The organism is Clostridium tagluense (genome assembly GCF_003865095.1).
Taxonomy (GTDB): domain Bacteria; phylum Bacillota; class Clostridia; order Clostridiales; family Clostridiaceae; genus Clostridium_AD; species Clostridium_AD tagluense.
Genome location: NZ_BHYK01000010.1, coordinates 68,424 through 82,789 on the forward strand (window position 1 = coordinate 68,424; position 14,366 = coordinate 82,789).

The window sequence follows — 14,366 nt, forward strand, 5'->3', positions numbered from 1 at the left end:
ACTACGGTAAGAATTTATTTTAAAGGGCTTTTCTTCCTGACATTTTACTAGTAAATTATGAAGTTCTGGTGTTAAAAAAAATAACCTATAGGAACGTTTAATGCTTCTGGAATTTTTTTAGTATACTATTATATTGAAATTAGTATGATATATATATACAAAATACTGTTATATTTAAATAATTACATTATTACTTAAAAAAACGTATACATTGATAAATTAATATGATAGAATAACAACATAAATGTTATAATTTTCTGAATATTGTAGTATTATGTTGAAACTATCTGGAGCAAAACAATACTAATTGATTTATAAGTTTATAATTAATTCTCTGTGAAATCAGAGAGTTAATATATATAAATAAAACATTTCAGGGGGGATTTTTTAATGATAAACCAAAGACTTGATAAGGTTCTAAAGATTATGAGCCAAGAGGAAATACCTCAAATGATAGTTTCTGACCCAGCAGCAATATTTTATCTTACTGGAAAATGGATTTTTCCAGGAGAGAGAATGCTTGCATTGTATATTAATTTAAATGGAAACAACAAATTATTTATTAATGAGTTATTTCCTATAAGTGAAGATTTAGGTGTGGAAAAAATATGGTTTAATGATACTCAAAGTCCAGTGAAAATTCTTGCAGACAACATTGATAAAGAAAGCCCAATGGGTATAGATAAAAACTGGCCAGCACATTTCTTAATAAAATTAATGCAATTAAAGGGCGGAAGCTCATTTGTCAATGGATCTGAAATTCTTGACAGAGTAAGAATGTGTAAGGATGAAGATGAAAAAGAATTAATGAGAGCAGCTTCAAAATTAAATGATAGTGCTATGGGCGAAATGATAAAACTTGTGCCTGATAAGCATTCTGAAATAAAAATGGGGAAATTACTTGGCGAAATGTGGGATGAAATGGGAACTGAAGGTCATTCCTTTGATCCAATTATAGGATATGGTGAAAATGCAGCAGACCCACATCATGTAATGGATAACTCAACAGTAAAGCCAGGAGATAGCGTAGTTATTGATATCGGATGTAAAATGGATTCATACTGCTCAGATATGACTAGAACTGTTTTCTACAAAAGTGTATCAGACCATAGCAGAGAAGTTTACGAAATTGTTAAAGAAGCAAACAGAAGAGGAATTGAAAAAGTTAAAGCCGGAGTTAGATTTTGTGATATAGATGCAGCAGCTAGAGACTATATAACAGAAAAAGGTTACGGGAAATACTTCACTCATAGACTTGGACATTCAATAGGTATTGAGGTTCATGATTTCGGTGATGTTTCTTCCGTTAATACAGATGTTGTTCAGGTTGGACAAATATTCTCCATAGAACCAGGTATTTACTTGCCAGGAGACGTAGGAGTACGTATAGAAGATTTAGTTATAGTTACTGAAGATGGCTGTGAAGTATTAAATCATTACACAAAAGATTTAATTATTGTAGAATAGAATATTCGATTCTATGAAAGAGAGGAAAAAAATGAGTGAAAGTGTAAAAGAAAGGATTTCAAAATTGAGAGCGTTTATGAAAGAAAAAGGCCTGGATGCCTATGTTGTTCCATCTGCAGACAATCATCAAAGCGAGTATGTAGGAGAATTCTTCAAGGCAAGAGCCTATGTAACCGGTTTTACGGGTTCTGCCGGAACAGCGGTAGTTACAAAAGATGAAGTGGGTCTCTGGACGGATGGAAGGTATTTCCTTCAAGCCGAGCATCAGCTTGAAGGCAGTGGAATCAAACTCTTCAAGATGGGCAACCCAGGAGTCCTTACGGTATTGGAATATATAGAAGCTGAAATGCCCAGTAATGGAAAACTCGGATTTGATGGACGCCTCATGGCGATGCAAGAAGGGGAAGATTTTTCTTCGCTACTTGCCCATAAGAACGTGGCCGTTGAGTACGCCTATGATCTCGTTGATATGGTATGGGAAGGTCGTCCGAAACTTGCAAATGAGCCTGTTTTTCTTCTTGAAGAAAAGTATTCCGGCGAAAGCAGGGCGTCCAAGCTGTCTAGGATAAGAGCTGCCATGAAAGATAAAGGAGCAAGCTACCATGTCATCACAACCTTGGATGACATCGCTTGGATTCTCAACATCCGAGGAAATGATGTCATGTATTCACCTCTGGTGCTATGTTATGCGGTTGTTACCATGGAAAAGGTAGACTTGTTCATTGAAGAAAGTAGGCTTAATGTAAGCGTCAAGGAAGCTTTAGCCAAGGATGGTGTGGTATTAAGGCCTTACAACGATATTTATGAAGCTGTCAAGGACTTTAAGGCTGAAGATGTGGTGCTAATCGACCCAGACAGAATCAATTATGCTCTGTATAAAAACATTCCAGCTAAGACAAAAAAAGTCCAAGCAGATAATCCTAGCATATTGTTCAAGGCCATTAAAAATCCTGTGGAGCTTGCCAATATTGAAAAAGCTCACATTAAAGACGGTGTTGCCATTACGAAATTCATGTATTGGCTGAAAACAAATGTTACAAAAACAACAATCACAGAAATCAGTGCTTCAGAAAAACTGGAAGAGTTTCGAAAACAGCAGGAGGGTTACTTGTGGCAAAGCTTTGCACCAATTTGCGCTTTCAAAGAACATGCAGCCATGATGCATTACTGCGCTACGCCTGAAACAGATGTGAAACTTGCGGAAGGCCACTTATTATTGATGGATACTGGCGGAAACTACTTTGAAGGTACAACGGATATTACCAGAACATTCGCCATTGGCGAAGTGAGCAAAGAACTTAAGCATCACTTCACCACAGTGGCCAGAGGCATGATGAACCTGGCTCGTGCTAGATTCCTTTACGGATGCAAAGGCTACAACCTAGATATATTGGCTAGAGAACCAATGTGGAGTCTTGACCTAGATTATAAATGCGGAACTGGTCATGGTGTAGGCTATTTGCTAAATATTCATGAAGGACCAAGTGGCTTTCGATGGTACATCGTACCATCCAAGCATGAAACTAACACTTTAGAAGAAGGCATGGTTATAACAGATGAACCAGGTATTTATATCGATGGATCCCATGGCATCCGTATAGAGAATGAGCTCATCGTCAGAAAAGGCATTGAAAACGAATTCGGTCAGTTCATGCACTTTGATTCTGTCACCTATGCTCCAATTGATTTGGATGCTATAGACACAGAAGACCTTAACCGCGATGAAAAACTGTATTTAAACAGTTATCATAAGCTTGTGTATGAGAAATTAGCTGAGTATCTGAGTGCTGAAGAGAGAGCATGGCTAAAATCCTATACAAGAGAAGTTTAAACATAAGAAAAAATTAGTTTAGGGGGAAAATTATGAGTGAAATTGTAGTGAAAAACAAAAGGCCTTTTGGTTTTTATGTTTGTTGTGTGGCGTTCATGTTCGAGCGGATGGCATATTATTCTGCTAAGTATCTAATTTTTGTTTTTGTTGCTGCTACACTGGTAACAGGCGGATTAGGTCTTACAAAGTTTGAAGCAGCACTTATTCAATCAAATCTTGTTGCGTATACCTATCTTGCACCTATTATTGGTGGATATCTTTCTGATAGGCACATTGGTGCCAGGTACTGTGTTCCAGTTGGACTAGTTTTGATGGCCGCCGGGTATATAGTGGGTGGATCTGCAACTAATGCCGTAACCATGAATGTGATGGTGACACTTGTAGCAATCGGTACAGGTCTATTTAAAGGTAACGTTTCTGCAATCAGCGGTGCTTTGTTTGAAGACGAAAGTCAGCTGGATTCAGCATTTTCAGTTCAGTATTCCTTTGTCAATATCGGATCATTGATTGGAACAACGGCGGTGGGTGTTCTTATAGCCACAACTTTTGCCCATGGTGACGTTCAGGGCTACAGAGCTGCGTTCCAACTGTGTGGTATCATTTGTGCAATTGATGCTGCGTGGTTCCTGTTCGGTATGAAATTCCTTGGAGAAGTAGGCAAAAAGCCCTTCAAAGATGGCAAGCACATGGAAAAGAAAGTTGTAACTGAAAATAAGCCATTAACAAGAGTGGAAAAAAGAAAGGTCTTTGCTATTGTATTGGTATCCATATTCTCAGTTGTGTTCTGGGTGTTCTGGTACCTAACTTACCTGGCTGTTTATGACTACGGTGCTCAGTTCGTAAACCTGAATGTAGGCAGATTCGTAGTGCCACTTTCATGGTTCGACTCCTTGAACGCCTTTGTATGTATTGCTATGGGACCAGTTTTGGGTATACTGTGGTTCAAACTGTCCAAGAGGCCTAAAGGTGATCTGAGCTTGTTCAAAAAATTGGCTCTGGGTCTTAGTTTACTTGGAATGTCCTTTTTAATGCTTGTAGGTGCAGAAATTTCAAGAGGCACAAACAAGGCAAGCATCGTTTGGATCATCGCGTTTGGCGTGCTCCTAAGTATGGGTGAAATGCTATTCTCACCACTTGGTAACTCCTTTGTTACGAAATATGCACCCAACAAGATTTACTCAATACTTATGGGCGTTTGGATTTTAGCTTCCTTCATCGCGGGTAAATCCTATGGCTACCTGTATGAGTTTGCTTCAAAATTTCCGATTATACAGTCCTATGTTGTCATCCCTATCATTTTGTTCGTATGCGCAGTATTACTGTTTATCTTTGACAAAAAGCTTGTAAAGCTACTGGAAGATGAAGAACCAGCGAAAAAGGTCAAACTCGTCGCATAATAGGTTTATTTTCTAAAACAAAAAAGATGGCTTCTGTCTTGCACAGTAGTCATCTTTTTTTGGAGATTTTGTCTAATTGCTGTAAGCCGTAATGGCAACAGTTGTTTTTTTCTCGGGGACATGAAACCTAAAGGAGCTATATGATAGGATTAATTAATCACGGATTTTATAATACCTTCATACTATATTAGTATAAAAGTAATTGAGGGTGTAAAATGAAAAAAAAATTTGGAACTGCTCTAAACTGTATTGATGGTAGAACTCAAATTCCTGTAATAAAGTGGTTGAAAGAAAATTTTGGTGTGTATTATGTGGATTTAATTACAGAACCTGGAATGGATAAGGTATTAGCTGAAGGTCAATGGGATGAAATTGAGAGGTTAAGAGAGAAAGCTATAATTTCAATAGAAGCTCATAATTCTAATGTAATTGCTGTAGTAGGCCATTATGATTGTGCTGCAAATCCTGTTAGTGACTTAAAACATTTTCGGGATATAGTCGCATCTACATATACAGTAGTATCATGGGGTCTTCCTGTTAAAGTAGTGGGTCTATGGGTGGATGATTTTTGGCGTGTACATGTTGTCAGTATATAAGTAACAACTATCTATAATATATAACATTGGTTAGATGCCGGTGTTATTTTTTTGTTGTTGTATAAGATTAAAGAATATGTAAGGTGATCTAAAGAGTAAAATTTAGGATTTTTTACTTTTTAGTGTAAATTTAGAAGGAAAGTGGTGGGGAAGTGTAGAAATATGGTAGTAACATGTAATTGATGTATTTATAAACTTGGGAATATTATGTTTATAATGGTAAGTCAAAAAAAGTGAACTAAAGATTCTTTCTCATTAAACCTAGTAAAGAAAATTTGTCACATTTAAAAAACTTTAAAATGATGCCTAAAAAAATTATTCTAATTAATACAGTAGCTTTCTCCGCGTTAACGGTTGCTTCTTTGGCATCATTATATGCAGGATGTTTAAATCCAGTACTCCGATCAACATGCAGCAATTTAACATCGGTGATAACAGGAGTGGCAACATTACTTATGGTTATATTCGTAGACCCTTATGTATCAATGCTAACCGATGATGTAATAAAAGGGAAATGCACTGAATTCCAATTTAATAGATGTATAATTTTTATTGTTGGAGGATTAATCGTAGGTACGATTTCAGCTCAGTTTTTATTAGTTCCAGCAGCTGAAGCAATATCCTTTATAGCTAAAATAATTTAGTTTAAAAAATAAATTATGCTTAACAATTTATAGTTGCTACTGAAAAACCAAATATATATAATAGCAAAAGCGTATTTCATAGAGAAATCAACGGGGTAGGCTTCTTCTAATTAATTCAAACGACAAATTAGTACATATTTATATAAATGTTACTCTATAAAAAGAGAGTTGGAAATTAATGTAGAATTATAGATTGTGGAAACTTAATTAGAAGAGTATATTATGGATGAGTTGAAACTATCAAATATGATAATAGTCTTTAATGAATAGGTTAATGTTTTGAAATATTAGGAGAGAAATAAATGAAATATGGGAAAATAATTGGCATAGGTAATACTGCAAATGTATATGAATGGGAAGAAGGCAAGGTACTTAAACTTTTTTATCAAGGCTATCCAAAAGAATCGGTAGAAAGAGAGTTTCAAAATGCAAATGCAATAAGAAATATGGATTTTGCAAAACCAAAGGTATATGAAATTATTTTTTGCGAAGAGAGAATGGGTATTATATATGACAAAGTGAAGGGTGAATCCCTGTTGGATTGGGTTATGAGAACAGGTGATGTGAAGGAATGTGCAGTATATATGGCAAAGTTACATAAGGAAATCCTTCAGAATACGATTAGTAATGTAGTGAATTACAAGGATTTTTTAAAATGTAATATATTAAAATCGCCATCAGCTAATTCAAAGAAACAAGAAGAAGTATTGAAAATGCTAGATGAACTTCTGGATGGAAATACACTTTGTCATGGTGATTTCCATCCAGGTAATATATTAATATCGGATGGACATACAATGGTTATAGATTTCATGAATGTGTGTCATGGGGATTTTTTATATGATGTTGCAAGAACTGTATTTCTGGTGGAATACACACCTGTTCCGATAGAAGTGGTCGATAGAGAAATGCTTTTACAATTTAAAAAAACGCTGGCAGATTTGTATCTTATGCAAATGAATGTTACCAGAGAAATGATACAGAATTATCTATCAGTTATTATTGCAGCTAGAGTGGGTGAATGCCCGAAGGAATAGTTAAATGCAAGGTAAAATGTATGTAGTAGAAGAGACTTAATGTAGCATGAACAAGTAGTTAACAGATGAATTATGAACATAATGTGTGGTTGTGTTAAGTCTCAATTTTTTTAAGTGATGACATAGTATTAATTTGCATAATAAAGATTATTAATATTTGGGAGGTGATGAGATGAAATCAATACCAAATTGTATATCGTTTAGTAGAATAATTTTTGCAAGTCTCCATACCTACGGAAATAAAATCACTGGCATAGTATTATTCATATTTCCAATATTGCTTCCCTATGTTCATAGAACTGTGTTGATGTATATAATTTGTGCTGTGGCAAGCATATCAGCAATTGAAGAATTGCTTATTCAGTTGAGCTCAAGTCAACTGAACTTAAATAAACAAAGTATATTTGAAAAATGAGCATAATCTTTGGGTTTATTTTATTAAGTGTGTTGGGACAGTTAATTTGAAATGTTCCTGCTTGTAGAATATAACTAACTAATCTAATAAAGAATGTTTATAAAAACAGAAAATAGGTAGGTGTAATTATATGTTTTTCAATACGATAGAAACTGACAGACTTATTATAAGAGAATTTAATGAAGACGATTTTAAGTCTATTCATGCATATGCTTCAAAACCAGAGGTAATAATGTATCTACCATTTGGACCCAATAGCGAAATGGATACACACATTTTCTTGAAAAAGGTTATTGATTACCAAACTTTAAACCCAAGATATGATTATGAATTTGCAGTAGTATTAAAGCAAAATAATATTTTAATTGGTGCTTGCGGGATACATGTCACAAATATTAACAATAAGGAAGGATCCATTGGATATTGTTATGATAAGCAATACTGGGGAAATGGCTATGCCTCTGAATCAAGCGATGCAATTATAAATTTTGGATTTGAAAAATTAAATCTACATAGAATTTTTGCTACATGCCATCCAGATAACATTGCATCAGCAAAGGTTATGGAGAAGATAGGGATGATAAAAGAAGGTCGATTGAGGGAGCATAAATTACAAAAGGGAAAATGGCGAGATTCATTCCTATACTCAATTCTTGATTATGAATATAATGTAAAATCATATATTATTCATCAACAAGAGTGTAAATATACTCCTTAGAAATAGTCACTTTACAAGTAAATTTCAGCTTCAAAACTATTACCAAAAACGAATTATCAATACAACTCTAATATACCCTTTATGCTATTTGCTTTAGGTATTACTTAATGTACACTTCGTAATAAAATTTCTAATTTTTTAACAGGAGGATAGCTATGAATAAGATAATCAACATATGTTTTTCACAAAGTGCAGGAGCAACTTTAAAACAGGCTGTCAGTACCAACGAACTTCAGTATAATGAAAAGGTTATAGTTTTTTTTGATAACCTTTCACAGGGAGCTATAAAGAGTGGAGTAAATATTGAGGAAAGAATTAATTGGTATAATATTTTTAAGGGAGCTGATCCATTAAAGCTATTTATTGATTACGATATAGAGGAGTTAAAAGAAAATTATAATGCATTTCATGATGAATTTTCTAATATGGATATCAGTGATACTTTATACCTCTGGTATGGATCTAGCCAAGAGTTCTGTGGAATGCTATATACCTTAGAGCTTTTAAAAGACAGGAAGCTAAATACATATATAATAGATGTAAAAGATACAGTTATTAAGCGCAACGAGATTGTATTTCAGGTTAGGACTACAGGAGAAATCCTACCAGAAAACCTAGAAAAATATGCTGCTACAAAAAGAAAGCTGGATTCAAATGAATATAAACAATTTCTTGATGATTGGGAATCATTAAAAAAGGATAATTCTATATTGCGTGTTCTTAAAGATGGAAAAGTAAAAAGTGTAGATGAAAGTTATTTTGATATAGCTATACTAAAATATACACCGAAAGAATTTAGAAACTCTATGAGAACTGTAGGCGATGTGTTAGGTAAAAGTGAAGATGAAATTTCGGATGAGTATATATTTTGGAGAATAAACGAACTGATTAAATCAGAAAAAATAGAATACAACGGCAAGGTTGGAGTCATAGGAATGGAAATAAAAATAACAGAAGAAGGATTCAAATATCTTAGTACTGACAAAGATGCCATGAAGATTTGGGAAGAGGATAGAGAAAAGTCAAAGCAAGAACAAGATATGAAAAATAAATATAGAGAAAAAGGCAGAATGAAAGAAAAAATAGATATAGCGAGAAATTTAAAAGATGTATTAGATATGGCGACTATAGCGGATAAAACAGGTTTAAGCCTAGAGCAAGTTAAAAATTTGCAGGAAAATTAATTGATTAATAAGAGAAATGATTAGCTTCAAGATATTATGTTATTTTTCTAGATATTATTGGTATGCGAACTTGAAAGGAGTATGATAATGAATAATATAGTTAATATATGTTTTTCAGAAGGTGCAGGAGCAAAATTTAGAGTTGCAATTAGGATGAATGAACTGGATGGCCAGCAAAAGGTTATAGTTCTTTCTGATGATCTTTCACATGGGCCTATAAAGGGTGGAGTGAACATTGAAGAAAGAATTAATTGGGGGAGTATAGTTGATGAAGGGGATTATTTTGCGAGTTATGGTGCAGAGGACTTAAAGGAAAATTATAATACATTTCACAATGAAATTTCTAAAATAGATGACAAGGATACTTTATACTTATGGTACGGTTCCAGTCAAGAGTTCTGTGGAATGTTATATGCCTTAGAACTTTTAAAGGATAGAAATTTAAATATATATTTAATAAATGCAACAGATACAGTAGTAAAAGATAAAGATAATGTGTATTTAGCTAGAGATACTGGAGATATTGTACCCCAATATATAGATAAATATACCAGTTTAAAGCAAAAACTGAACTCAAATAAATATAAACAACTTCTTGATACGTGGGAATTATTAAAAAATGATAACTCTATATTGCGTGTTTTTAAAAATGAACAAATAAAAAGTGTAGACGAAAATTATTTTGATATAGATGTATTAAAATACACCCCCAAAGGATTTAGAAACTCAGCTGAAATTGTGAGGGCTATAATCGAAAACAGTGATGTAGAAATTTCCTTTGATTATGTATTCTGGAGAGTAAAAAAATTAGTTAAGTTAGGAAAAATTGATTACGCATGCTCTGAGGCGTGCCACGGTACATTTGAGAGCATGGAAATAAAGATAACGGAGGAAGGATTAAAGCATCTAAGTACAAATCAAAAGGCTATGAGTGTTTGGAAAAATAATAAAAAATCTTTAGATGAAGAAGAATATATGATAAATGAATATATAGAAGAAGGTAGGTTAGAAGAGAAAATAAGTATAGCTAAAAAGTTAAAGGATGTATTAGATTCAAAAACCATAGCAGATAACACAGGCTTAACTATAGGACAAGTTAAAAACTTATGATTAAGCAAGATTTTTCTAGTAGCTAAGTCATAACTGTAAAATGTTGAGACATATCAGCTATGGAAAAGTATTCCCGACTCCATTGTCGGAAATATCGTATTAGCTGAAATGCTTTTACTACTTTGGTTTATCTGCATCTTAAATATATTTTAGGAGGAAAAAATGAAATGTTTATCAATAATTGAACCATTTGCAACATTAATAGCTATTCAAGAGAAAAGAATAGAAACTAGATCGTGGAAAACAAATTATAGAGGTGAAATTGCAATTCATGCTTCAAAGACTATTAATAAAGAAGGAAAAGAAAGTTGTTTAAAGAACGAATTTCTGGAAGTTTTAGAGGGCAAATATATAATTATAAATGGAAATAACAAAATACAATATAATTTTAATTTTGGAAATATTATAGCAATTGGTGATTTAATTGATTGTGTTCAAATGAAAGAGTTATATGAAGATTATGCTATACTTGAAAATGGAATGAAGGTTGAGGGAAATGAATTAGTATTTGGTGACTATACACCAGGTAGATATGCTTGGATATTAGATAATATACACTTGCTTAATAAACCGATAAAAGTAAAGCGACATCTAGGATTATGGAATTATAATGATATGAAGATTTAAAGTTATGCGTTATATTTAAATAAACTGAGACAATAATATGACAGTACGCAATTTTCTTATTAGACGTCATAACCAATCAATCTTTGTGACGTTTTTACTTGTGACAAACTAGGAAAATATGTTTAAATAAAAATGGAAGTGTCCTAATTTTTATCTTTATGTTATATTATGGTGAACTATAAAAATCTATATAGAATCGGAGGGTGACCTTAATTGATAAATCGTATCAAGGGTGTGTATATTTACGCCCAAATAAAAAAGTAACTACCATTACATTTCATCTAAAAGGCAAATTGCACAAAAAAATTCACATGATTAATACATATAACATTGGTTAGATGCCGGTGTTATTTTTTGTTGTTGTATAAGATTGAAAAATATGTAAGGTGATTTAAAGAGTAAAATTTCAGATGCTTTTGATTTTTAATGTAAATTTAAAAGGAAAATGCTGGGGGCGTGTAGAAATATGGTAGTAACATGTAATAGATGTATTTATAAACTTGGGAGTATTATGTCTATAATCAGAAGTTCATCAGGCTGTGAATTTGAATCAGATTTCTATTTGGATAATAATGTAAAATAAATTTTTCTGATCATAATAGTATAAGAAAATAACCTGTCATCAGTAGATTTAGGCAACTACCCACTATACCTAGGATTTTATGATTAGGGTTAAAATACACAAGAGGTGATTATCATGAGTATAAATAAAGAACAGTTGAAAGCGCATGTACAAAAGCAAATTATTAAGAAATGGGACTGTAATTCAGATATTTTTAATAGGAATGAAAATGTTATATTAAAGAGTGATACAGATTTTTTCTATACCAATTGAGTTACTTTCAGATTGAGGCTATTACCCATTTTTACGAATTGTAAATATACTTAATTTATGGTAATTATGGTATAATTAAATATATATTTTATGACGGACTTGTAGATTTTAGATAATAAAATAATAATTAATCATATTGGGAGAGGTACAATGGGAAAAATGAGAGGTATCTGGAGTAAAAAACAAACAGATGAGAAAGCGTTGTCTGTACTTAGCAATGGTAGCTGGAGTAAAAAACAATGGAGTAAAAAACAAACAGATGAAAAAGTGCTGTCTGTACTTAGCAATATTTGTTCTATAAGCATAATAATAGTTGTATGTACGCAGATTTTAGGTGTTTGGAAAATTGAAACAGATGTATTTGTTCCATTGTTGGGTGTGTCAATTTTAATTCAAGCCATTCAGTATTGGAAGAAAAATAAAGAGGTTGCTAAAGGTCATTTATTGGCTGCGATACTTGCTTTGGTGTTTTCAATTTTTGAATTTATAATAAAATAAACTCAAATTTGTAAAATTAAGCAAGTAACGAATAAAGGAGATAAAATATGAAAAAGAATAAATTATTTGCATTAATAAATTTTTTGAGTATTCTTTTAACATTTTTTATAGGATTTGAGGTTATCAAACTAAAAAATAATTTAACTAATTATATTATACTTGCATTAATAAATGGATGTTTAATGTACTTATGCCAGAAACTATTGGATAATAAAAATTAATTCATAACCTTCTAAAGCTATGTCATAACTGTAGAATAAAACGGAAGTTATTTACATATTAAGAAATTTGAATAGGAAAGGCGGATAGTTATGAAGGAATTAGATTTGGAATATAAAATTATTGGTAAAGATAAAACGGTACTTGTTATAGAAACAGGCATAGGGAGCTCATTCTATGATTGGTATTCTATTGTGGAAGATCTAAAAGAAGACTTTACTATTGTTTTATATCATAGATGTGGCTATGGGAAAAGCCAAGCTCCAAAAACCCCTCGAACTCCAAAGAATATTGCAGAAGAACTAAATTATCTTTTAGATAAGATAGGGATAAAAGATAAATTTATTTTAATGGGACATTCTTTTGGAGGGTTATGTGTACAGCATTATGCAAAAATGTATCCTTATAAATTGAAAGGTATAATGCTAATTGATTCTACTTCCTTCAATTTCAAACAATTGTATATGATTGATACACCTGTGATGAACTCTCTCATTGCAATAGATAAAATGGTAGAGAGTAATATTAATTCTTCAAAGAAATCAAAAGAAGAATTAAATCAGCATAATAGAAATATAATTTCGGCTTATGAAAATCGTATAAGTGATCTAGACATGAAATCTGTAGAAGAATTTTTCACAAGTTCCACACTTCATAAAACTATTGCAGAGGAATTTCAAAATTGGGATATAGATAGTAACGAAATTAAGAGTATTCCTGAATTCCCTAATATTCCACTTATAGTAATAGCAAGAGATAATAAGGTAGCTGAACGAGGATGGGTGAAATATACTATTCCAGAGAAGGAAGCAATTTTATATGAAAATGAGTGGCGTAAACTACAAATTGAGTTATCAAAACTTTCAGATGAAGGAATATTAGTAATTGCTGAAAATAGTGACCATGAGATTTATTTAGATAGACCTGATATAGTAATTCAGTATTTAAAAACACTCCTATAATGCAAGACCATTTGAGGAATTTTCGTTGATGAGTATAACTTAAGTCAGGATATAGTTGATGGAGGTAATTTTTAACCTTCAATGAATTGGTTAAAATTACTGCTATTATTTTTATTATGTATTGTGTCTGGCATAAATATATTCAAAAACCACACAAACTAAATGAAAATTTACTATTATAGTTAGGTTACATGATTCATAAGGTATGTTACAACGGTAGAATAAGGTGTACTACATATTTTTTATATTAGGAGGCATTAAATTGAGTGAATTAATTTTAGTAAACCCATCAAAGGTTTTATAAGAAAAAATTCTGGAATACAAACAGGAGTATTTAGACTTTGAAGAAACTAATATCAATGGCAGTTGTGGCCTAGCACCCTATGATTTTGATGAATGGCTTGAAATTGTTCTTTCAATTGAGAAAGATAAACTTCGCAATAATGTTCATGCCAGCACATTCTTTTCTGTAAGAAAATCTGATCGTCCAACTGAGCGAAAAAAAGGTTATGGTAAGCAACAATTATTACTTGTTTTAGAAATTGCAAAAGATATGAAAATTTCAAAAGTAATGATTATCTGTGATAAAGATAATATTTCTTCAAGTCAGACTGCGATGGGTTGCGGTGGTATATTAACAGGCGGAAATTTCCATGAAGGTAAAGAACAACAAATATATTGGATTAACCTCCGCCAATAAGCATAATCTACAATAAGTTTCTTGCACAATATTCATAAAGTTCCTCATAAACAACGGTAAGATTTACTAGCGTAATTATATAAACTGGAATAGGTCTGTCTATACCTATTAGGCTAATAACAAGAA

Annotated in this window: 13 protein-coding genes and 2 pseudogenes; all 15 read left to right on the top strand. The window is 32.3% G+C overall.

The features are described 5' to 3' along the window. Nucleotides 1-390 precede the first annotated feature (390 nt). A complete protein-coding gene (locus tag Ctaglu_RS10680; protein ID WP_125001190.1) occupies nt 391-1,467 on the top strand; it encodes a M24 family metallopeptidase in 1,077 nt (358 codons plus the stop codon). 31 nt (nt 1,468-1,498) lie between these two features. Continuing rightward, nucleotides 1,499-3,298 carry an aminopeptidase P family protein gene (locus Ctaglu_RS10685; protein WP_125001192.1) on the top strand — a complete coding sequence of 600 codons (1,800 nt, stop codon included), beginning with the start codon at nt 1,499-1,501 and terminating at the stop codon, nt 3,296-3,298. A gap of 32 nt (nt 3,299-3,330) precedes the next feature. After that, nucleotides 3,331-4,695, top strand: coding sequence for a peptide MFS transporter (locus Ctaglu_RS10690; protein ID WP_125001195.1), 1,365 nt, complete (start codon nt 3,331-3,333; stop codon nt 4,693-4,695). A 215-nt stretch (nt 4,696-4,910) separates the two neighbouring features. Further along, entirely contained in the window at nt 4,911-5,291 is a 381-nt protein-coding gene (locus Ctaglu_RS10695; RefSeq protein WP_125001198.1) for a carbonic anhydrase, read from the top strand. 257 nt (nt 5,292-5,548) lie between these two features. Further along, nucleotides 5,549-5,935, top strand: a pseudogene (locus Ctaglu_RS10700) (lipid II flippase family protein); the annotation flags it as partial. Between the two features lie 302 nt (nt 5,936-6,237). After that, on the top strand, nt 6,238-6,972 hold the full coding sequence (locus Ctaglu_RS10705; protein WP_125001201.1) for an aminoglycoside phosphotransferase family protein: 735 nt from the start codon (nt 6,238-6,240) through the stop codon (nt 6,970-6,972). A 214-nt stretch (nt 6,973-7,186) separates the two neighbouring features. Continuing rightward, a pseudogene (locus Ctaglu_RS10710) lies at nt 7,187-7,387 on the top strand (CDP-alcohol phosphatidyltransferase family protein); the annotation flags it as partial. A gap of 130 nt (nt 7,388-7,517) precedes the next feature. Further along, nucleotides 7,518-8,105, top strand: coding sequence for a GNAT family N-acetyltransferase (locus Ctaglu_RS10715; protein ID WP_125001204.1), 588 nt, complete (start codon nt 7,518-7,520; stop codon nt 8,103-8,105). A gap of 155 nt (nt 8,106-8,260) precedes the next feature. Continuing rightward, nucleotides 8,261-9,289, top strand: coding sequence for a DUF3658 domain-containing protein (locus Ctaglu_RS10720; protein WP_125001207.1), 1,029 nt, complete (start codon nt 8,261-8,263; stop codon nt 9,287-9,289). A gap of 87 nt (nt 9,290-9,376) precedes the next feature. Next, nucleotides 9,377-10,399, top strand: coding sequence for a DUF1835 domain-containing protein (locus Ctaglu_RS10725; protein WP_125001209.1), 1,023 nt, complete (start codon nt 9,377-9,379; stop codon nt 10,397-10,399). 162 nt (nt 10,400-10,561) lie between these two features. Further along, nucleotides 10,562-11,026 (top strand): ASCH domain-containing protein, encoded by a 465-nt coding sequence (locus Ctaglu_RS10730; protein WP_125001212.1) that lies wholly within the window; start codon nt 10,562-10,564, stop codon nt 11,024-11,026. A gap of 697 nt (nt 11,027-11,723) precedes the next feature. Further along, nucleotides 11,724-11,861, top strand: coding sequence for a hypothetical protein (locus Ctaglu_RS25160; protein WP_185732670.1), 138 nt, complete (start codon nt 11,724-11,726; stop codon nt 11,859-11,861). Between the two features lie 150 nt (nt 11,862-12,011). Continuing rightward, complete coding sequence (locus Ctaglu_RS10735; protein WP_233439749.1) at nt 12,012-12,359, top strand: hypothetical protein; 348 nt, start codon at nt 12,012-12,014, stop codon at nt 12,357-12,359. Between the two features lie 47 nt (nt 12,360-12,406). Beyond that, nucleotides 12,407-12,580, top strand: a complete 174-nt coding sequence (locus Ctaglu_RS25165; protein WP_185732671.1) for a hypothetical protein — start codon at nt 12,407-12,409, stop codon at nt 12,578-12,580. 90 nt (nt 12,581-12,670) lie between these two features. Continuing rightward, the gene (locus tag Ctaglu_RS10740) at nt 12,671-13,540 is read left to right on the top strand and encodes an alpha/beta hydrolase (RefSeq protein ID WP_125001215.1); all 870 of its coding nucleotides are present in this window, start codon (nt 12,671-12,673) and stop codon (nt 13,538-13,540) included. Nucleotides 13,541-14,366: the final 826 nt, after the last annotated feature.